This window comes from Rhizomicrobium electricum, assembly GCF_011762045.1.
Classification (GTDB): Bacteria; Pseudomonadota; Alphaproteobacteria; order Micropepsales; family Micropepsaceae; genus Rhizomicrobium; species Rhizomicrobium electricum.
Genome location: NZ_JAASQS010000012.1, coordinates 56,031 through 77,066, shown reverse-complemented (window position 1 = coordinate 77,066; position 21,036 = coordinate 56,031). Strand labels below are relative to the sequence as shown.

At 62.1% G+C, this 21,036-nt stretch carries 11 protein-coding genes; 10 read left to right on the top strand and 1 reads right to left on the bottom strand.

All coding sequences use genetic code 11. The features are described 5' to 3' along the window. The first annotated feature begins 80 nt into the window (after positions 1-80). The 10 genes from FHS84_RS20625 to FHS84_RS20580 all read left to right on the top strand — a co-directional run bounded on the left by FHS84_RS20625 (position 81) and on the right by FHS84_RS20580 (position 19,478). Positions 81-2,237, top strand: coding sequence for a beta propeller repeat protein (locus tag FHS84_RS20625; RefSeq protein ID WP_208394007.1), 2,157 nt, complete (start codon positions 81-83; stop codon positions 2,235-2,237). Between the two features lie 118 nt (positions 2,238-2,355). Then, positions 2,356-3,447 (top strand): sensor histidine kinase, encoded by a 1,092-nt coding sequence (locus FHS84_RS20620; protein WP_166937434.1) that lies wholly within the window; start codon positions 2,356-2,358, stop codon positions 3,445-3,447. Positions 3,448-3,451: 4 nt separating this feature from the next. Then, a complete protein-coding gene (locus FHS84_RS20615; protein WP_166937433.1) occupies positions 3,452-4,237 on the top strand; it encodes a LytR/AlgR family response regulator transcription factor in 786 nt (261 codons plus the stop codon). Between the two features lie 545 nt (positions 4,238-4,782). After that, positions 4,783-6,906, top strand: a complete 2,124-nt coding sequence (locus FHS84_RS20610; RefSeq protein WP_166937432.1) for an autotransporter family protein — start codon at positions 4,783-4,785, stop codon at positions 6,904-6,906. A gap of 189 nt (positions 6,907-7,095) precedes the next feature. Next, a complete protein-coding gene (locus FHS84_RS20605; RefSeq protein ID WP_166937431.1) occupies positions 7,096-10,260 on the top strand; it encodes a TonB-dependent receptor in 3,165 nt (1,054 codons plus the stop codon). Between the two features lie 194 nt (positions 10,261-10,454). Beyond that, a complete protein-coding gene (locus FHS84_RS20600) occupies positions 10,455-11,453 on the top strand; it encodes a hypothetical protein (protein WP_166937430.1) in 999 nt (332 codons plus the stop codon). 13 nt (positions 11,454-11,466) lie between these two features. Beyond that, a complete protein-coding gene (locus FHS84_RS20595) occupies positions 11,467-13,035 on the top strand; it encodes a GH39 family glycosyl hydrolase (RefSeq protein ID WP_208394006.1) in 1,569 nt (522 codons plus the stop codon). 46 nt (positions 13,036-13,081) lie between these two features. Then, positions 13,082-15,319 (top strand): alpha-L-fucosidase, encoded by a 2,238-nt coding sequence (locus tag FHS84_RS20590; RefSeq protein WP_208394005.1) that lies wholly within the window; start codon positions 13,082-13,084, stop codon positions 15,317-15,319. Positions 15,320-15,336: 17 nt separating this feature from the next. After that, the gene (galA, locus tag FHS84_RS20585; RefSeq protein WP_166937429.1) at positions 15,337-17,832 is read left to right on the top strand and encodes a beta-galactosidase GalA; all 2,496 of its coding nucleotides are present in this window, start codon (positions 15,337-15,339) and stop codon (positions 17,830-17,832) included. A gap of 20 nt (positions 17,833-17,852) precedes the next feature. After that, complete coding sequence (locus FHS84_RS20580) at positions 17,853-19,478, top strand: alpha-L-fucosidase (protein ID WP_166937428.1); 1,626 nt, start codon at positions 17,853-17,855, stop codon at positions 19,476-19,478. A 263-nt stretch (positions 19,479-19,741) separates the two neighbouring features. Here the strand turns inward: FHS84_RS20580 and FHS84_RS20575 are convergent, their stop codons facing one another. After that, positions 19,742-21,013 carry a M48 family metalloprotease gene (locus FHS84_RS20575; protein WP_166937427.1) on the bottom strand — a complete coding sequence of 424 codons (1,272 nt, stop codon included), beginning with the start codon at positions 21,011-21,013 and terminating at the stop codon, positions 19,742-19,744. Positions 21,014-21,036: the final 23 nt, after the last annotated feature.

Genomic DNA, 21,036 nt, shown 5'->3' with positions numbered 1-21,036 from the left:
CGCAACATTTTTGTGAATTTTGCACGCGCGTTGGGCATTCTGGCCCCCTTACCGCAACATTTTTCGGGCGCTGGGTTGAAATGGTCAGGTATTGTCGCATCGCAGCGCTTTTTGCGCTGGCGGGATTGTTGGCGCTGATGGCAATCGCGGCGCGGGCCGACGAGCGTCCCTATCGCTGGCAGACCGTACCGTTCGGCGGCGGCGGTTATGTGCCGGGTTATGTTTATCATCCCGCGGCGAAGAACCTGCTGTATGCGCGCACCGATGTCGGCGGCCTTTACCGCTTTGATTTCGCCAGCCGGAACTGGGTTCAGCTGCTCGACAATCTCGGCCACGACGAAGGCGAGCTGATGGGCGTTCTGTCCATCGCTCTCGATCCCAACGATCCGTCCAAGCTTTACACCGCCAACGGGTTCTATCTCAGTCAATGGGCGCGCAAGGGCGCGATTTTGCGGTCAGCCGACCAGGGGAAGACCTGGCAGAAAACCGAACTTCCCATTCGTGTCGGCGGCAATTCCGACGGCCGCGGTTCGGGCGAGCGATTGGCGGTCGATCCCCGCAACGGCAAGACTCTATATTACGCCTCCAACCAGGACGGGCTGTGGCTCAGCCGGGACGGAGCCGAAAGCTTCAACCGGGTGGGCTCGCCCTCGTCATCGTATTCGCTGGTCGCGTTCGACCCCGGCCGCGACGAGATCTATCTCGGCAGCGCCGACGGTTCGGGCGCACTGTATCTCAGCCGCGATCAGGGACGCAGTTTCGCCCGCGTGAGCGAAACGCCGGAACAGGTGCCGCAGCACATCGCTTTCGGCAAGGACGGCTCGGTCTATGTGACGTTCTCGGGAACGGACTCGAAGAACGCGATCAGTCCGTCCTACGCCGACCGCGGCAGTGTGTGGAAGCGCGATGCCGCGGGCCATTGGAGCGATATCACGCCCGAGCGGCCCTCCGCCAATCTGCATTTCGGCTATTCCGGCGTCGATGTCGGACCCGACGGCACGGTGGTCGTCGCCATTCTCGACCGCTGGGACGGCGGCAACGGCATCTACCTGTCGCGCGATGGCGGCGCGCATTGGATCGGGCTGAAGGGCCAGACCCATCACACGCTCGACAGCACGCCATGGCTCAAATCGCAGATCGGCGATCCGGAACAGATCGGCGGATGGCTGTCGGACGTGAAGATCAATCCGTTCAATCGCGACGAGATGATTTTCACCGGCACCTGGTTCAGCCGCAATCTGAGCGCGGCGGGAACCGGCAAAACGGTCGAAATCGAATTGATGACGGACGGTCTCGAAGAGACTTGCACCACCGCGCTGATGGCGCCGATGACGGGGCCGGTCCGGCTTCTGGCGTCGATGCTCGACAATGCCGGAGCGGCCTGGTTCGACGTCACCAAAGGCCCCGATATCGGCGTTTTCCGGCCGACCAAACAGGGCGGCAACAGCGTCGATTATGCCGTGTTGCGGCCCTCTTTCATTGTGCGCGAAGCCGATGAGGCGGCGACCAAAGGCTATTACAGCGAGGACGGCGCCCGAAGCTGGACTGCGTTTCCGTCGACGCCCTACAAACCCGTAGCGGGCGAATGGCGCAGCCCCGGCGTCATCGCGGTCTCGGCCGGCGGCACCTCCATCGTGTGGGTTCCGGAAAAGCAGGGCGCCTATTATTCGACCGACAAAGGCAGGACCTGGAAGGAATCCGCCGGCTGGCCGGCGCGGCGGGACCGGCAATTGGCCGTCATTTCCGACAAGGCCTATGACGGCGCCTTCTATGCCTACGATCTCGACGGCACCATTCTGATGAGTGTCGACGGCGGAGCGAGTTTCCAGCCGATCATTGCCGGCCTGAAAAAAATCGAATCCTGGCAGCGCGCCGCGTTGCATGTGGTGCCGGGCAGGCTGCGCGATTTGTGGCTGGTCGCGCCTTACGGGCTGCTGCATTCGGCCGACGCCCAGACTCCGATGAGCAACCTTCCGCACGTGACCGACGTGTGGACGCTCGGCTTCGGAGCGCCGCTGGTCAAGGGCGGTTATCCGGCCGTCTATCTTTGGGGCCGGGTGAACAAGAAAGAAGGCCTGTGGCGTTCGGACGACGAAGGCCAGTCGTGGGTGCGGATCGACGACGATGCTCACAAATTTGCGGGTGTCGACCACATCGCGGGCGATTGGCGCGAGCCGGGGGTGGTTTATATTGCGCCCGGAGCGCGAGGTCTGATGGTCGGCAGGCCTGATAAGTAATATCGCGCGCGCCGCGCGGTTGGCGCTGCGACGCGACGGAGATTGGTACCGATATCAGCCTGGGCTACGGTGAGCGGACCGTGGGCGCAGCGGGCAACGAACGGAAGCAGTGCATCCTATGTCGACAACCTCGTTCGGAATGGCTCTGGCGCCGGGTTTTTCGCGCCCTCAGAAAGCGGTGCTGGTTTTCCTCGGCTGGACCTTCATCGGTCTGCTCATGGCCGTGCCGCATGTGCTGGTGGGTTTCGACTGGCCGAATGTCATCAACAAGCTGATCGAATACTGGGCCTGGGCGCTGCTTACGCCGGCGTTCTTGTATGTCGACCGGAAACTCACGCGCTACGACGGCAAGCCGCTGGTCAGGGTCGGCATCTTCCTGCTCCTGAGCGCGCCGTTCAGCCTTCTGCATGTCTACGTCACGGCGATCCTGCTTTATCCCGATCCTCAGATCTGGTGGAACCCGCTGCGCACGCCGGAATTCGTCACTTACTATTTCCTCGGCGGCTGGCTGATGAGCTTTGCCATCATCGGCATGCTGGAGGCGCTGCGCTACTACCGCAGTTCCCTTGCGGGGCAGATGGCTTTGGAGCGGGTCGAAAAGCGGCTGCTCGAATCCCACCTCAATACCTTGCGGATGCAGCTGGAGCCGCATTTCCTGTTCAATGCGCTGAACGCCATCTCCTCCGAAGTCACCTCGAACCCCGAACTGGCGCGCGACATGATCGAGGATCTTGGGGCGTTGCTGCGGTTGTCGCTCGATTATAAGGACAATCAGGAAATCCCGCTTTCCCAGGAGCTCATCCTGCTCGAGCATTATCTGGCGATTCAGAGAGTGCGTTTCGGCGACCGCATCCGCACCGAGATCGAAGTCGAGTCCGATCTGATGAACGCGCAGGTGCCTTGCATGCTGTTGCAGCCGATCGTCGAGAACGCCATCCGCCATGGGCTCGGCAAGCGGATGTTGGGCGGTAGCGTCATGATTTCGGCCGCTCGCACCGACGGATGTCTCGAGCTTCGCGTCGTCGACGACGGTGTCGGACTGGCGCGTGGCTGCGACGTGGAAGCTGCCAAGGGTCTGGGCGTGCGCACCACGCGCGAGCGCTTGACGGGGCTCTATCCCGAGATAGCCAATCCGTTCGACATCAAGAGCCGCGCCGAGGGCGGGGTGGAAGTCACGATGCGCGTGCCGCTGCGATTCTCCGGAGCATGAGGTGATGGACCAGAAACCGTCGAAAGCGCTGCGCGTCCTGATCGTCGACGACGAAGCGCCTGCCCGCAAGCGGCTGCGCGACCTCTTGGCCGAAGACGCCGAGATCGGAACCGTCGCCGAGGCGGAAAACGGCGTCGCCGCCGTGGCCGCGATCGAGAGCGGGCACCCCGATATCGTGTTTCTCGATGTACAGATGCCGGAAATCGACGGCTTCGGCGTCATCGAAGCGATCGGCGCCGACCGCATGCCGTTGACGATATTCGTCACCGCGTACGACCATTATGCGCTCAAGGCGTTCGATACCGATGCGGTCGACTATCTCTTGAAGCCGTTCGGCAACAAGCGGTTCGAACAGGCCGTGGCCCGCGCCAAATCGCGGCTGCGCAGCGCCGAGGCCCGCAGCCTGGGGCCGAACGTGCTCGAGCTTGTCGCGCGCCGGGAAACGCCGGGCGCGCTGTGGGATTGGATCGTCATCAAAGGCAGCGGCGTGACCAAGCTGGTGATGGCGTCCGAAGTCGATTGGATCGAGGCTGCCGGCGTCTATGTGAATCTGCATTTCCAGGGCAAGGAGTGCATTTATCGTTCCTCGCTGGCGGCCGTTACCAAGAGACTGGATCCGCTCCGCTTCGTGCGCATCCATCGCTCCAGCGTGGTCAACATCAAGGCGATCGTGCAACTGGAGCCGATTTCGCACGGCGAATTCGAGGTCCTGCTGCGCGACGGGGCCAGGTTGATCCTGAGCCGGAACTACCGCGCGGAAGTTGAAAAGCGCCTCGGTCAATCATTGTAAGCGGTACACCGATCGCTCGTTCCGCGAGCGGGTGCGTGAACACCGCCGCTGCGCGGGCGGATTTTCCGCGCCGCCTTATTCGGGCCAGAATCCGTTCTGCAAAACCCGAATCCTCTCCGGAACATATTTCCGGAAGGCCGCTCCGCGTCCCCTATAAGCGATAAATCATATGAATGGGCCATGCCCCGGATTGGGCAGGGCACGAGCGGGATGTGTGCGTTGGGCGTAGCGGCCCAGAGGAGAGGATCGTCGTCGAGCCGTTTTGACAGCGCTTACGAAAAAGCGCGCGGAAGAAAGACCCGTTCGATGCGGTTCTCCCACCAGGCGGGAGGAATGCGTGACGATGGAAACGTGAGGGAGATGCGACGGGCGCGCTCGATCCGCCGCGTTCGGACAGCCGCAATCGGCCTTGTGCCGGTGATGCGCGGCAGGCGGCGCTCAACCCGATCTGGTCTCTGAGCGGCATCAACTTGTGGCTTCCGGCGTTCTGCCGGTCGTCGCGGGGCAAACGAATGGCGAGGACATCGCCGTGTTGGGAGGGAACAATGTCACAGGTATTCAAACATAACAGCCGCAGGCTCTGGCTTTCCGCCAGTGTGCTGGCACTCGCAGTCGCCGGCCCTGCCTTGGCGCAGACGACGGTGCTGACGCCCGGTCAGAACTACGACTTGAACACTGCAACCGATACCGTGGTCGAAGTGCCGACGGGAATGACGGCCTATTATAACTCTGGCGTCGGTTGGGCACTTCCTGGCGGCTCTACGCTTTTAAACTACACCTCCTATATGTCGTCGGAGAACAGTGCCCCGTTTAACTGGTGGAATGGCTGCTGCCGGTTTAATGCACCGGTCATCACTGTCGACAGTGGGGCCACGTTACGGTTTGTCGGTCAGACATCGGTCCCCTACGATTGGTATAGTGGTGATCCTTGGCTGAATTCGATGATCAACGCCACGGGCGACGTCGTTTTTGAAAAGGTCAAATCCGGCAGCGAACTGGAACTCATCGGAACCAACAAATTCCTGGGCAATGTGACCCTGCTCGATGGCGCCGTTGTGCAGATGGGTTGGGACTGGTCGTCCATAAACGCGACGACGACATTCGGTCCCAACACGCATTTCGATCTCCAGGGCGTCTCCACGCTCACGCTCAATCCGGGCGGGACCGGCGTATTCAACGGCACCATGGCGGCGGATTCGACAGCGACGTTCTTCTTGAAGAGCGGATCTTTGACCATGAACGGCCAGAGTACCGCTTTCGCCGGTACGGCGAAGATCAACTCCGGTGCGACGCTTGTTGTCGGGGATTCAACGCATTCCTCGGCGACATTGGGCAACGCCGCAAAAACCGCGATCATCAACGTATCCAGCACGACTGCGTCGCTGAGCGGCTACGGCACGATCAACGGCATCGTGACCAACAACGGCGTTGTCACGGCCGGCGGCACCAAGGGCGTCAACGGCAATCTCACGATCAACGGCAGCTATACGCAGGCCTCCACAGGGCAATTATATACCGCCTTTTCACCTACCGGCGTCTCAGGGCTCGTCGTGAATGGGAATGCGACTCTTGCCGGCGACCTGATCATCAGTATCGCGGAAGGTTCTTATGGGAACGCCGTCTATCCGCTCGTGACCGTGAACGGCGGTACGCTGAGCGGCTCGTTCACAACCGTGTCGACCAACGGCAACGTTGCCGGAGCGATGGTGGGCGTTGCGAAAACAGCCGGTGGATATTCCATCGTAACGCAGAAAGGATCGGCCGCCCAAGTATTCGGGCACCTGGTTTATTCCAACCGCACCGCGCTCACCAATTTCGTCGGTTCGCTGTACGACGTGATGAGCATTACGCCGGCCTCCGGCGCCAAGGTCGATACCTGGATAACCCCAATCGGCGAGATCGAAAATCTCAGCCGCGACGGCCAGGGCTACGAGCAGAAGACCTATGGCCTTCGCATGGGAGCCTTGCATCGCTTCGAAAACCACGGCGGCGTAGTGGGTGCGGCGTTCTCCTATCGCCATGGCAACATGACGGTGAAGGACGATCCCGCGACGTCTTCGTCGAACGGCTACGATTTTGCCGTTTACGGCGGCGCCGACGTCAACGCGCTGCGGTTCGAAGGCTCCGCCTTCTACAACGTCTACGATGCCTCCACCAAGCGTCCGATGGGCACCTACGGCACCGCCGCGGCCGATCAGAGCGGCTACGCTTTCGGTGCCTCCGGCCAGATCAGCCACGACATGTTCGGATCGCGTCTGACGCCGTATGTGCGGGGAATGTATGCGAGGGTCCACCTCGCGGCGGCTTCCGAAACGGGCTCGGATTATTACAACCTTCGCCACGATGCCCTGAGTGCCAATACGTTCGCGGTCGACCTCGGTATGCGGGTGCATGTGATGCGGGCCGAGCACATCAAGGTCGATGCGGATTTGGCATGGCGGCACGACCTCTCCGATCCCGGCGAGACCGTGACGGGCGGTTTCGTCACCACGCCGGATTCGTCTTCCGTCGCTTTCTGGAAAGGCGATTCGAAGAACGCGTTCCGCGCCGGTGTGAACGTCGCCGGTCAGGTCACCGACAAGCTCGAGATCTACGGCCGTCTGGACGGCACGGTGACGTCCTATCGGCGCGCCGGTGAACTCGCGGCGGGCGTGAAATACCGCTTCTGACGGAGTCGTTGGGCCGAAAGGCCGTGGAATGGGGCCGATCGGCCCGGAGGAGACATCACCAGCGCGGGATAGACAGTTCGATGACCGGGAAAACGGCAAGTCGGATGTGCGCTGGTGAAATCTCCAACAAGGAATTGGGAGGGTACAGTGAATTATCAGGCGAATAGCACGAGGGGCATCGCGGCCAAGATGAGCTGCATGTTGTTCGGCGGCGTTTCAGTGCTGGCGTTGGGCATGGTCATGCCGGCGGCGGCCCAGACCCAGACGATGGAAACCGTGACGGTCACGGGCCAGCGCGCGGCGATCCAGTCTGCCGTCAAGATCAAGGAAAACGCGGATCAGATCGTCGACTCGATCGTGGCCGACGATGCCGGCAAGCTGCCGGACCGTTCGATCACCGAAGTGCTGCAGCGCGTTTCGGGCGTGACCATCACGCATTTCAACAATCTCGGCAATCCCGACAACTATACCGTCGAAGGCTCCGGACCGACCGTGCGTGGTTTGCCGGGCGGCACCTCGACCTTGAACGGTCATAACGCGTTCAGCGCCAACAACGGCCGTCAGTTGCTGTGGGGCGACGTTCCGTCCGAACTGATGGCGGCGGTCGACGTCTACAAGACCTACACGCCGGACCAGATCGAAGGCGGTCTCGGCGGCACCATCAATCTGCGCACCCATTTGCCGTTCGATTTCGACGGCACGACGATCCGCGGCGCGGTCAGCGCCAGCTACGGCGATCTCGTCAAGCAGCTTCGCCCGCGCGCCTCGGTCATGGGCAGCACGCGCTGGGACACCAAGTGGGGCGAGATGGGCTTCCTGCTCGACCTGTCCTACGACGACAGCAGCTATCGCAACGACGCGATCCAGGTCGAACCGTACTTCCCGCACACCAACGTGCTGGAAAACTACACGCTTCAAAACGTCAGCGGAACGGTTACGCCTGTCCTCAAAGCCAATCCGACGACCTACTGGATGCCGGGCGGCTTCGATTATCACACCAGCACCGGCTTCCATAAGCGCGGCGGCGTTTACGCGGCCTTCCAGTGGCGGCCGAGCGAAAAGCTGTCGATCAACGCGACGCTGTTCAGCTCCGCCAACGATCAGAACGAAAGATCGTACAACTTCGCGGCCAGCAACGGCGGCCACAATTCCAATATCACCTATACGCTGAATCCGACCGATACCGTGCGCAACGATCTCGGCAAGTCGCAACTCGTTGCGGCACTGAGCGGAGGCACGCCGGGAGCAAACGATCCCCTCTATCATCTCTACGATTCGGGGAACAATCTGGTCTACACCAACGCCTACTACGATACCGGCTTCGTATTCGACAAGAATATTGGCTGGAATCCCAATTACGATACGATCATGGGGCGCTGCGGCGATGCCAGCAAGCTCTGCTCGAAGGGCGCCACGCGCGCCGGTGCCAGCAAGTCCTATGCGCGCACGACCGATATCGCCCTCAGCGCCAACTGGACGCCGAACGACAACTGGACGGTGCGGTCGAACGCCAGCTTCATTTATTCGAAGTCCAACGGCACCAGCCTGGAAGTCGAAGGCGACGTCATCATGTCGCCGTACGGCATGGATCTGCGCGGCGCCTATCCGACCATCGTGATGGCCGACGCGTCGTCGCTGAAGACGAGTTCCGGTTATTACTGGAACGACACGATGTATAACCGGAACAAGAACTACGGTCAGGAAATCCAGGCCACCGTAGACGTCGAATACAAGCTCAATGCGGGCATCGTCAAAGCCGTCAAGTTCGGCGTTCGCGGCGACATCCGCACCGAGCACGACCAGAACGCGGGCGGCTACGACTGGAAGAATCTCTCGGCGACCTGGGGCACCATGTATTGGTGGAGCGATCCGGCGGCGAAGGCCGACACGGTGCTGTACCAGTTCCCCAACTTCTTCCGCGGCGAGGTGAATCTGCCGGGACCGGCCTTGTTCCCGGAAATCTCGAAAGTCGAGATGTATGACGTCAACTACTACCGTTCGAAGTACGGCGATTCCAAGGATACGATCGAGTATCCCTACGAAGGCCGCAGAGCCAAGCACTACAAGACGGTGAACGTCGCGGGCTACGCCATGGCATCCTTCGCGATGGAAGACGTCCTCGGCATGACCATGAGCGGCAACGCCGGTGCACGCCTCGTCTATGTCGACAACCGGGCAAGTGGCTTCATCACGACGTGGGGCAACACGCTGTTCCGCGAGACCTCGTCCGGACCCTTGCTGGCCACCGACAAGACGTCGCTGCCGGTCCAGGGCGGCCGCGTCAGCTGGACGCTGCTGCCGGCGTTCAACGTCCAGTTCATGCCGAACGACAAACTGCATATCCGCTTCGCCGGCTCGATCACCGCCGAGCAGCCGACCTTTGCCGGCATCGGCGGCGGCAGCACCGTCGGGACGGAGGGCAACAACAAGATCCTGACGGGCTACAATATCGACAGCGACAATCCCAACCTGAAGCCGCAGATCGGCCGCAACTTCGACATGTCCGTCGAATGGTACGGCGACGGCGGCTCCAAGGTTTATACGTCGCTGTTCTACAAATCCATCAAGCACCGGCAGGTCACCGGCTACGTGCTGCAGGACATGCCGTGGGTGATCGGTACGCCGCAACTGCAGTCGAACGGCACCGATTGCGTGAGCACCGGGGCTCCCGACTATTCCTGCCTGTTCGTCAGCAAGCAGACGGTCACCAAGCCCACGGTGGTGAAGTCCGCGCAGAACACCAACAAGGAGACGTTGATCCGCGGTGTCGAATTCGGCTTCACGAAATATGCCGATTGGGAGTTCGTGCCGTCCTACTTGCGCGGCTTCGGCATGGACGCCAACTTCACCTACATCGACTCCAAGGCGCCGGGTAACTACTCGTTCGACATGCTCGGCAACAACATCAGTGCGCATATGCCGGTGGCCGGCCTGTCGCATTACGCCTACAACGCGACGCTGATGTACGATCGCGATCCGCTCTCGTTCCGTCTGGCCTACAACTGGCGCAGCAAATATCTGATGTCGGCTTCCGGCTGGAACACGCAGGGTACTTATGCGGCGGGCGACAACTATGTCGATTGTCCGCAGAACAACAATGCGTCGGCGGGCTGGGGCGGCAATCTGATCGCCGGTCAGTGCCGTTACTCGCTGCCGGTGTGGAGCAAGTCGTTCGGCTCCCTCGATGCGGGCATGGACTACAAGATTGACGAGCACTTCTCGTTCAACATCCAGTCGCAGAACCTCCTCAACACCAAGGCCAAGACGACCATGGGCTACGCCGCGCAAGAGCACGGCCGCAGCTGGTTCGTCGCCGACCGCCGCGTGTCGATGGAACTGCGGGTGGAATACTGATGTGAAGAGGGGCTTGGCTCGGGCCAGGCCCCTCTGCTTTCCAGGTCCAGCGCCGCAAAGCGGCAGCCGGATCGTCCGAGAAGGCGGCGCTACCCGCCTTGCACTTCTCCTGGTTCACATCACGAGCAGGCGAAGTGCCCTCCCAGAGGATCCCCGGTGTCACGAGCCGGGGATCCTTACATTCGGATACGGCGATGAGCAAAGCAATTCTCGCAGCAATCGGTCTCCTGCCGTGGTTGTTCGCGCCTTCGCAGGCGCAGTTGGGGCCGGCCACGTCGGGTAACCCGAATGCTCCCGGCATTGCCGGGGAGGCGCCGAAAGGCGTGGCGACCATCTCCGACCAAGCCGTCGATCAGATCAACAAGTTCGGCACCTATGATGCCCTCAAGGCTCGCATGAAGAAGTGGAACAAGGAGGGCAAGTCGGCCGGCGAAATCCTGGCGGAGGACAAAGCCAAGGCTGCGGCGCTTGTCGCGTCCTTCAAGCTTCAATGCCGCGTGACCAACGCCATTCTGGTTGCGGTGGACGACAACGCGAACACCAAAACCTACGAGGTCGCGTGCGATAGCGGCGTCGGCTATTTTCTGGTCCAGGGCGGTGCGCCCGGCGGATCGTCCGGCTTCACTTGTTTTGCCGCCGAAGCGGCGCGCGCGGTCGACATCGCCGCCAAGCGCGAACCGGCGATCGCATGCGGCCTGCCCGAGAATCCCGGTTCGAAAGCCGCTGCTGCGTCGATCCTGTCGCAAGCCGGCAAGGCGTGCACCATCAAGGACATCAAATGGCGCGGGCAGAGCCCGACCACCGATTTTATCGAAACGGCATGCGCCGAAGGTCCCGGCTTCACCATCTGGTCGCCGCTGCCGGGCTCTCAGGCTCCGGTGCGGATCATGGCCTGCCCGATTTCCGAGATGAATGGCGTCGCGTGCCGCCTTCGCGACAACGATACCGCGCTCGCGGCGGCGAAGGCTGCGTTGGGGCGCTACAAAGTATCCTGCGACGCGCAATCCGTTCGCGTGATCGGACACGAGACCGTCAAGCGGCGGCAGGTCGTGGAATATTTCTGCCCCAGCCAGCAGCCCAAAGGCCTGGTCGCCTATCTGCCGGCCGAGGGATCGAACGAACCGTTCGAAGCGGTCGATTGCCTCGCGGCGGCCAAGCGCCAAGCCGTCTGCACTTTAACGAAACCGAATTAGAATGAGGTTGTTCATGTCTTCCCGCGTCGCCAGAGCAATGACCGCCGGCGTGATCGCCGCATTTGCCGCCACGTCCGCGCTGGCGCAACCGGCACGCTCCATCAGCGCCGACATGACGGCCGTTGCCGGACCGCGCGACATGGCGTGGCAGGATTGCGTCGGTGCCGATCATCCCGGCATTCTTTTGCGCAAGGACAATCTCGCCCAGCTCAAGCTGGTTCACGACGAGCTGGGGTTCAAGTTCATCCGCTTTCACGGCATCCTGCACGACGACATGGAGGCCTATCGCGAGGTGGACGGCAAGCCGGTCTATAATTTCGACAAGATCGATGCCGTCTACGATGCCATCCTCAAGACCGGCATGAAGCCGTTCGTCGAAATCGGGTTCATGCCGCACGACCTGGCGAGCGGGACCAAGACCATTTTCTATTGGCAGGGCAACGGCTCGCCGCCGAAGGATTGGGGCAAGTGGTCCGATTTCATGACCGCCTTTGCCCGTCATCTCGAAGCCCGCTTCGGCGTCGCCGAAGTGCGGTCGTGGCGGTTCGAGGTGTGGAACGAACCCAATCTCGACGGCTTCTGGACCGACGGCAACCAGGCCACCTATTTCAAGCTCTACGACGCCACCGTTCGCGCGCTCAAAGCGGTCGATCCCCTCTTGCAGGTGGGCGGGCCCGCGACGGCCGGTGCCGCCTGGGTGCCGGAATTCCTCGCCCACGCCAAGGCCGCGGGCGTGCCGGTCGATTTTGTCTCGACCCATGGCTACGGCGTGGCCGGCGGATTCCTCGATGAAAAAGGCGAGGGCGACAACAAGCTGGTGGCCGACCCCGGTTCGATCAGCAACGACGTCTGGAACGTGCGCAAGCAGATTCAGGCCGATTGGCCCGGCTTGCCGCTGCACTTCACGGAATGGAGCACCAGCTACAATCCGCGCGATCCGATACACGACGATTATCTCAGTGCGGCCTTCATCCTCGACAAGCTGAAGAAGACCGAAGGCGGCGCCCAGTCGATGAGCTATTGGACCTACACCGATCTGTTCGAGGAAGCCGGCCCCCCGCCGTCCTCGTTCCACGGCGGCTTCGGTCTCGTCAATCGCGAAGGTCTGCGCAAGGCCGCCTTCTTCGCCTACAGATATCTCAACGAGCTGGGGCCGCAGGCGCTCGCCGGCAGCGATACCGAATCGATTCTGGCGCGGACGGAAACGGGTTTTTCCGGATTGTTCTGGGATTACGCCACGCCGGACCAGAAGGAGAGCAATCGTCCGTTCTATCGCAAGGTCAGGCCCGCCGCGGCCGCCGCGCCCGTCGAACTGAATCTCGCCAAGCTCACGCCTGGCACCTACCGGCTGACCGTGCATCGCACCGGCTACGAAGCCAACGACGTCTACACCCAGTACTTGAAATGGGGCATGCCGAAAGACTTGTCGGCGGAGCAGGTCGCGACGTTGCAGAAGCAGTCGGCCGACCGGCCGGAGATCGACATCAAGGTGACGGTTGGGGCCGACGGGACCTTTCATCGCACGCTTTCCATGCGACAGAACGATGTCGTCCTCGTCAAACTCGAAAGAAGCCGGCCCTAGCGGTCGATTCGAAGCCGTCCGTACCCCGTTCAGCAGGATGCCTGTCATGCCGTCGAAGATTTCGTGTGCCGCCGCCGTCACAATGCTCGGCTTTACCGCTGCGTTCGGGCAGCCGGCGGAGAAGGCCATCCCGTATGCCGATGTCCAGGTGATTGCGGCGGGCGATTCCGCGGCGGTAATCGCGGAGAAAGCCGCCAAGGTGCTGCCGCGCGCCAACCAGCGCACCTGGATGCGGCTGGAAAACACCTATTTCCTGCATTTCGGGCCGAACACGTTCCGCGGCCTCGAATGGGGTGATGGCCGCGAAGATCCGGCGATTTTCAATCCCTCCGCGCTCGATGCCGAACAGTGGGTTCGTACCATCAAAGAGGCGGGCGGCCGGGAGATCATCCTGGTCGCCAAACATCACGACGGCCTCAATCTGTGGCCGACGCGCTATTCGGACCACTCGGTCGCGGCCAGTCCGTGGCGGGGCGGCAAGGGCGATCTGGTGCGCGAGGTCGCCGATGCGGCGCGCAAGCACGGCGTCAAGCTGGGCCTCTATCTGTCGCCCGCCGACCTGTGGCAACTGAAGACCAATCCGAAAAATCCGTCCGGTTATTACGGCGACGACAGCGCCAAGAAGCGTTCGACGATCCCGACCGATCCCGCCAGCTTCACCAGCGATCCTGCCAAGCCGAGAGCGTCGAAGTTCGGCCGCTTCAGCTACACGGTGGACGACTACAACCGCTATTTCCTCAACCAGCTTTACGAGCTGCTGACCGAATACGGACCGGTGCAGGAAGTCTGGTTCGACGGCGCCAATCCCGATCCGAGCGTGCACGAAACCTACGACTATGCCGCGTGGTACGATCTGATCCGCAAGCTTCAGCCGGGTGCCATGATCTTCGGCAAGGGGCCGGATGCACGCTGGGTCGGCAACGAAAGCGGCGTCGGCCGCACCACCGAATGGAGCGTGATTCCGCTGCCCAAGGCCCCGGCGGACTTCAACTGGCCCGACATGCAGGACGAGGATCTCGGCAGCCGCGCCAAGCTCGTACCCGGATCGCATTTGTGGTGGTTTCCGGCGGAGGTCAACACCTCCATCCTGTACGGCTGGTTCTGGCATCCGAAGAAGCGCGTGAAAACCGCGGCGGATCTGGTCGACGTCTACTACCAATCGGTCGGCCGCAACGGGAACATGCTGCTCAATCTGCCGCCGGATACGCGCGGATTGATTCCGGACGATCAGCTCGCTTCGTTGCGGCTGATGGCGGAGGTGGTCAAGGACACGTTCGCCAAGAACCTCGCCGCCGGCGGCACGCTCACCGCGGACAGCACGGCGAAGGGGCATGCCGCGGCCCGCGTTCTCGACGGCAGTCTCGACACCTGGTGGGAGGCCGCGCGCGGCCAGCGTCAGGCGACGCTGACCCTGCAGCTTCCGGCGCCGGTGACCTTCGATGTGGTTTCGTTGCAGGAAGCCGTCGACCGTCGCGGTCAGCGCATCGAAAATTTCGCCGTCGATGTCTGGGACGGCTCGGCCTGGAAGCAGATCGACGCGCAAACGACCATCGGCCACAAGCGCCTGTTGCGCTGGGATACGCCGGTGACGAGCGACCGGGTCCGCATCCGCATCACGGCGGCCCGCCTGGAGCCGGCATTGGCCGAGATCGGACTGTTCAAGCAGGCCGAACTGGTGCGGCCGCCGGTGATCTCCGAGCGTACGGTCGATGGTTTGGTGACGCTCAACAGCCCCAAGGGTCTCAAAGTCGTCTACACGGTGGACGGCTCGGTGCCCACACCGACATCGCCGGTCTACTCCGGTCCGGTTGCGCTCGTTCGCGGCGGTGTGGTCAATGCCGCCTGCGTGGGGGCGGACGGCCGCCTCGGCATGATGGCCTCCAAGAGCTTTTCGGGCTTTGCGCCTGCCGGCTGGACGTCGGCGGACGGCGTCAAGGCGATCGACGGCGATCCGGCCACCATATGGCAGGGCAAGACGCTGCCGACGTCTCTCACCGTCGATATGGGGCGGGCGCTGGCGATCGGCGGCTTCTCCTATTTGCCGAGCGGCGACGCCGCCGGCGCGGTCGATACCTATCGCTTCGAAACCAGCCTGGATGGGCGCATCTGGACGATTTCCAGCGAAGGCCGCTTTGGTAATATCGAGAACAGTCCGCTTCTTCAGGAAGCGACCTTCGCCCCCGTCACGGCGCGCTTCTTCCGCTTCACCGCCTTGAAATTGGCGAAAGGGACCGCCGCGGGCATCGCCGAAATCAGCGTTCTGCCGGCCGAAACCGCGCCATAAATCGTCAGGAGAGTAGCATGGTCGAAATCACCCGCCGCGATCTCGTCGCCACCGGCGCAGCGGCTCCCGTTGTGCTGAGCAGTGCGTCGTTCGCGGGCGCCGCCACCGTTCCGTCCGCCGCCGCCGAGACCACGGTCGCGCCGCGCGAGCGCCTGCTGTTCGACTTCGGATGGAAATTCGCCTTCGGCCACGGCAGCGATCCGGCCAAGGATTTCGGCTTCGGCATGGGCCAGGGCGATTTCGCCAAGACCGGCGAGTTCGCCTTCGCCAAGCCCGGCTTCGACGATTCCGCCTGGCGCGTCCTCGATCTGCCGCACGACTGGGCCGTGGAGCTGCCGTTCGTCAAGGACGACGACGCCAAGGGCGACAGCCAGCTGCGTTCGCACGGCTACAAGCCGCTCGGCCGCCGTTATCCCGAGACCAGTGTCGGCTGGTACCGGCACGAATTCGACATCGCTGCGGCCGATCTTGGCCGCCGCATCACGCTCGAGTGCGACGGCGCCTTCCGCGATGTGCTGGTGTTCGTCAACGGCTGTTTCATCGGCCGCAACACCAATGGCTATGCCCCGTTCCGCTTCGACCTTTCCGATTTCCTGGTCTATGGCGGCAAGAACGTCATCGTTCTCAGGGTCGATGCCAGTTTCGGCGACGGCTGGTTCTACGAAGGCGCCGGCGTGTACCGGCATATGTGGCTCACCAAGACCGATGCCGTTCACCTCGGCCGCTGGGAGAGCACCGTGCGTCCGTCGCTGAACGGAAACACGGCGACGCTGGCGCTCGCTACGGTGGTGCAAAACCGGGATCGCCAGCCTGCCGCTGCCAAAGTGAGCTGGGTGATCCGCGACGCCGCGGGCAAAACCGTCGCCACGGCGCAAAGCGAGCACACCGTTCCGGCGGATGGCGCGGCGGAATTCGGCGCCTCGGCTGCGATCGCCGATCCGCAACTGTGGTCGCCCGATGCGCCCAATCTCTATACCGCGACGGTAACGGTTTCGACCGGCGGCAAAGCGCGTGACGGCGAGGTCGTGACCTTCGGCGTGCGCACCGCGGTGTTCGAGGCCGACAAGGGCTTTTTGCTCAACGGCAAGGTGCTGAAGATCCAAGGCACCTGCAATCATCAGGACCATGCCGGTGTCGGCGCCGCTCTGCCGGACGCGCTGCAGCGTTTCCGCCTGTCGGTATTACAGGAAATGGGCTGTAACGCCGTGCGCACCTCGCACAACATGCCGGCGCCGGAGTGGGTCGAAGCCTGCGACCGCGCCGGCGTGATGATGCTGTGCGAGACGCGGCTGATGAACTCCAATCCGGAGGGCATGGCGCAGCTCGAAGCGATGATCAAGCGCTACCGCAATTCGCCGTCGATCATCCTGTGGTCGATCGGCAACGAAGAGTGGCTGCTGCAGGACAAGATGGCCGAACAGGGCGTCAAGATCGCCGCCACGATGGTGCAGCGCTGCCACGAACTCGATCCGACGCGGCAGGTCACCGCCGCCGTCAACGGCGACAACGAAAAGGGCGTCTCCGATTCGCTCGACGTGATCGGCTTCAACTATGGCGAGGACCGTCCGGACGGATTCCACAAGCGACATCCGCAGCGCCCGGTGGTCGGCTCGGAAACCTCGAGCGCGGTTTCCACGCGCGGCGAATACACGTCCGATCCCAAGCGCAATACCGTGAACAGCTACGACGGCGTGGTGCAGTGGGGCAAGACGCCGGAAGCGTGGTGGAATTTCTACGGCACGCGCGACTGGCTGGCCGGCGGCTTCGCCTGGACCGGATTCGATTACCGCGGCGAGCCGACGCCTTACGGCTGGCCGTCGATCAGCTCGCAATTCGGCATCGTCGATATGTGCGGCTTCCCCAAGGACTATTTCTATTACTACACGGCGTGGTGGCGGAAAGAGCCGTCGCTGCACCTGTTCCCGCACTGGAATTGGGCCGGCAAGGAAGGCCAGGAAATCTCCGTTTGGGTCTACTCCAATCTCGATGCGGTCGAGTTGCTGGTGAACGGCAAAAGTCTCGGCCGTCAGGATGTTCCGCGCCTCGGGCATGTTCAGTGGAAGGCCGTCTATGCGCCCGGCGCGATCGAAGCGCGCGGCTACAAAGGCGGAAAACTCGTCCTCACCGAAAAGCGGGAGACCACCGGACCGGCCGTGGCGCTGCGGCTGACCGCTGATCGCACCGCGATTGCGGCCGATGGCGAGGACGTCGTGCTGGTCAAAGTCGAAGCGCTCGATGCCCGCGGCCGCGCCGTGCCGACCGCGAACGACAAGCTCGCCTTCCAGGTTACCGGCGCGGGCCGGTTGATCGGCGTCGGCAACGGCGATCCGAACTGTCTGGAGAGCGACAAGCAGCCTGCCCGTTCGCTGTTCAACGGCTTGGCGCAGATCATCGTGCAGTCCACCAAGCAGTCCGGCAGCATCCGCATCGGAGCCTTGGCATTGGATGGAAAACTGAAGCCCGGTGCTCTGGTCGTCCGCACAAAGGCGGCCAAGCCGAGGCCGTCGGTATAGTGCAATTGCGCGAGGATGTGATGGTGAACCGCAGAGCCGTTTTGTCGTCCGCTGCTGCCGCCATCGCTCTCGGCGGCTTTGCCCGCGCGTCCGGCGGTTCGTTGTTCCAGGGCGATGCGCCGGAGGGGCCGTTCCTGCCGTTCTGGGATTCGCTCAAGGCCTATCGCACGCCGGAATGGTTCCGCGATGCCAAGCTCGGAATCTGGGCGCACTGGACGCCGCAATGCGTGCCCGAGCAGGGCGATTGGTATGCCCGCAACATGTACATCCAGGGCATGCCGCAATACGACTATCACGTCAAAACCTACGGCCATCCGTCCAAGTTCGGCTACAAGGACATCTGTCATCTCTGGCGGGCCGAGCGTTGGGATCCGGAAGCGCTCATGCGCTTGTACAAGCGCGCGGGGGCCGAATATTTCGTCGCCATCGCCAATCACCACGACAATTTCGATTGCTGGAATTCGAAACATCAGCCGTGGAATTCGGTCAATGTCGGTCCCAAGCGCGATATCGTCGGAACCTGGGCCGGAATCGCGCGGACGCACGGCTTGCGCTTCGGCGTCAGCTATCATGCGACGCCGCATCGGGTGTGGGACGAGTTTCTTCCCGTCCGCTACAAATCCGATGCGACCGGCCCGCTGGCGGGCGTGCCGTATGACGGTTTGCAGACCATCGCCGACGGCAAGGGCACGTGGTGGGAGGGCATGGACCCGCAACTTCTCAACGGCAAACCGCACGCGAAGAACACGCCGGCGCCCGAATTCGTGCGCCATTTCTTGGCTCGGCTGCAGGACCTCATCGACAGCTACGATCCCGACCTTCTCTATTTCGACGACAGCGCGACCTTCGATTTCGATGCCGGCGGTCCGTTCGCGCCCGATCTGAAGGTGTGGCTCGGCATGCCCGATCTGGCACCCCAGATCATGGCCTATTATCTGAACATGAATGTCCGGCGCCATGGCGGGCGGCTCGACGGCGTCTTGAATCTGAAACAGGTTCCCGAGCCGGTGTGGGACACCATCACCCGCGATTTCGAAGCGGCGATGGAAAACAGCATCCAGAAGGATCCCTGGCAGACCGACGCCTGCATCGGCGGCTGGCATTACGACCGCTCGCTGTTGGCGAACCACGCCTATCAAAAACCATCGACGATCATCCCGATGTTCGTCGACATCGTCAGCAAGAACGGCAATCTCTTATTGAACATCCCGCTGCCGGGACATGGCGAGCCCGACGCCGACGAGATGGCCTTCCTGCACGAACTCATCGCCTGGCAGGCGGTCAACAACGAAGCGATCAAGGGTACGCGCCCTTGGAAAATCTACGGCGAGGGTCCGTCGACCTCCGCCAAGAAGCTCGGCGCCTATCAGTTCTCAGCGCTGAAATTCGACCATCGCGACATTCGGTTCACCACCAAAGGCGATACGCTCTACGCCATTGTGCTGGGCTGGCCCGCCGACGGCAGGATCGACATTGCGTCGTTGGCCGAAGGGGCGCCGAACTACCCGCAGCGGATCGGCCGGATCGAACTCTTGGGTTCGCACAAGCCCGTCCGCTGGCGCCGCGGACCCGCAGGCCTGCACATCGAGGCCCCCGCCACTCCGCCCAGCAAATACGCTTGCGCCTTCCGCATTCGTCCCGCCTGACGGCGGTGACGTTCGGCCGAACACGTATCTGGTTCGATTCGGATACCGGCGAGCGACCGCGAAAGGGTGACTGGTGGGCCCGGCAGGAGCCGAACCGTTATCGCCGCGACATGAACGAAATCAGCAACTTAAATCGTCCGTGGGCGTCGGAAAGTGTCACAGCAAGGTGTCACAGTCCTTGGCCGCTAGATAGCGCAGGTGGAGCGTTGTCGCAACGATGAGGTGCGGTTCGGCCATCAGTCCCGCAAACCAAACGCGCCTAACTAGAATTCAATGCGGTCTTCTCTAAGTCGGCCACCGAGCCCTTCCAGGTAAAGAGAACCGTAGAATGTCAGGATGTCCGGCCTGACTGCGCCGATATGGGTGAGGAGCATTTCTTTAACTCTAGCAACGACTTCCAAAACTTTGAGAAGTGCACCTCGTCGCGGCGCGTCGGCTCTGCCTAACACATCGTGTAGTGACCAAATTCGATCAAGCGGTTGAGGGTGTGAAGATGAGCCCGAAAAGCGAGGTACCTCCGAATGTACTGATGCTACCTCGTCGATCAGGTGAAGGGCAAAGAAGACCATATATGCAGCCTCGGCCATGCTTCGGCGCGCCTTGGGTTCGGAGACGTTCAGCACCGCGCCTCGATCAGCCGCAAACTCGTCATCGCGAGGATGTTTCTCGATGCAGTTCTCTCCGCTGATACCGCCATTAAGATGGCCGAGCAGATAGTGCGCGAATTCATGGCCGAACGTGAATTCTAACATCGCATCGACCTGGCCGCGGATCTCCGCCTCCAGCCGGGGGTGTGGTGAGCAACGGGGGTCTAGATCGAAATCCTGCGCTTCGCTCCCAATCATGATCCGGAGTGCTATCAATCCCGCCGTCGAACAGTCCGGTATGTCGATGTCACGGTTAGCGCCAGTCAGACAGAGAACGACGAAATAGAAGAACTCTCGGAGCATTTCCGAAGCCGTTATCACATCGCCCACAAGCGACCGCATACAGATGGCGTTGGCTTCCCTAACCGCTGAAAAGCCGTATGGGATCGCCCGTATCGTCCTCTGTTGCGCCCGCGCCAACCGGGCCACATACCGCTTCGGGGCGCGGTTGAGACTGGCATAATAGTCGCTCAGGCTCCAGCGTCGGCCGGTGGCTTCCCACTTCTGCCGACGTGCTGCCATGACTCGTAGCAATCGTGGATTTTCAACGATGGCATTGGCGCGGATCATGAGCAGGTAGTCGTGGGCCGTCTTGATCTCCCGAAGGCGCGCGGTCTCCTTTGGGGTGCATATTTGGTAATAATCGAGGTCCTCAACCGACTTTATGAGCTCTTGTGATGGTCGGATGTGGGTGATGTGGAAGAAGCCCTTTGGAAGCTCGACGAACACGCCCTGGGCCGCCCGTCGTGCTCCCGGGACTGTTCGCAATAGATATTCAATTTGTTCTGCCGTGAGTGGGCCGCCGTAGGCCTGAGCGGGCGTGCGTAGCCGCTCGAGGTCCGATGTCATCCTGAACTGTTGATCGTCGTTTATGCCGTTTTTCACCATGAGACTAAAGCGAATGCTCTATC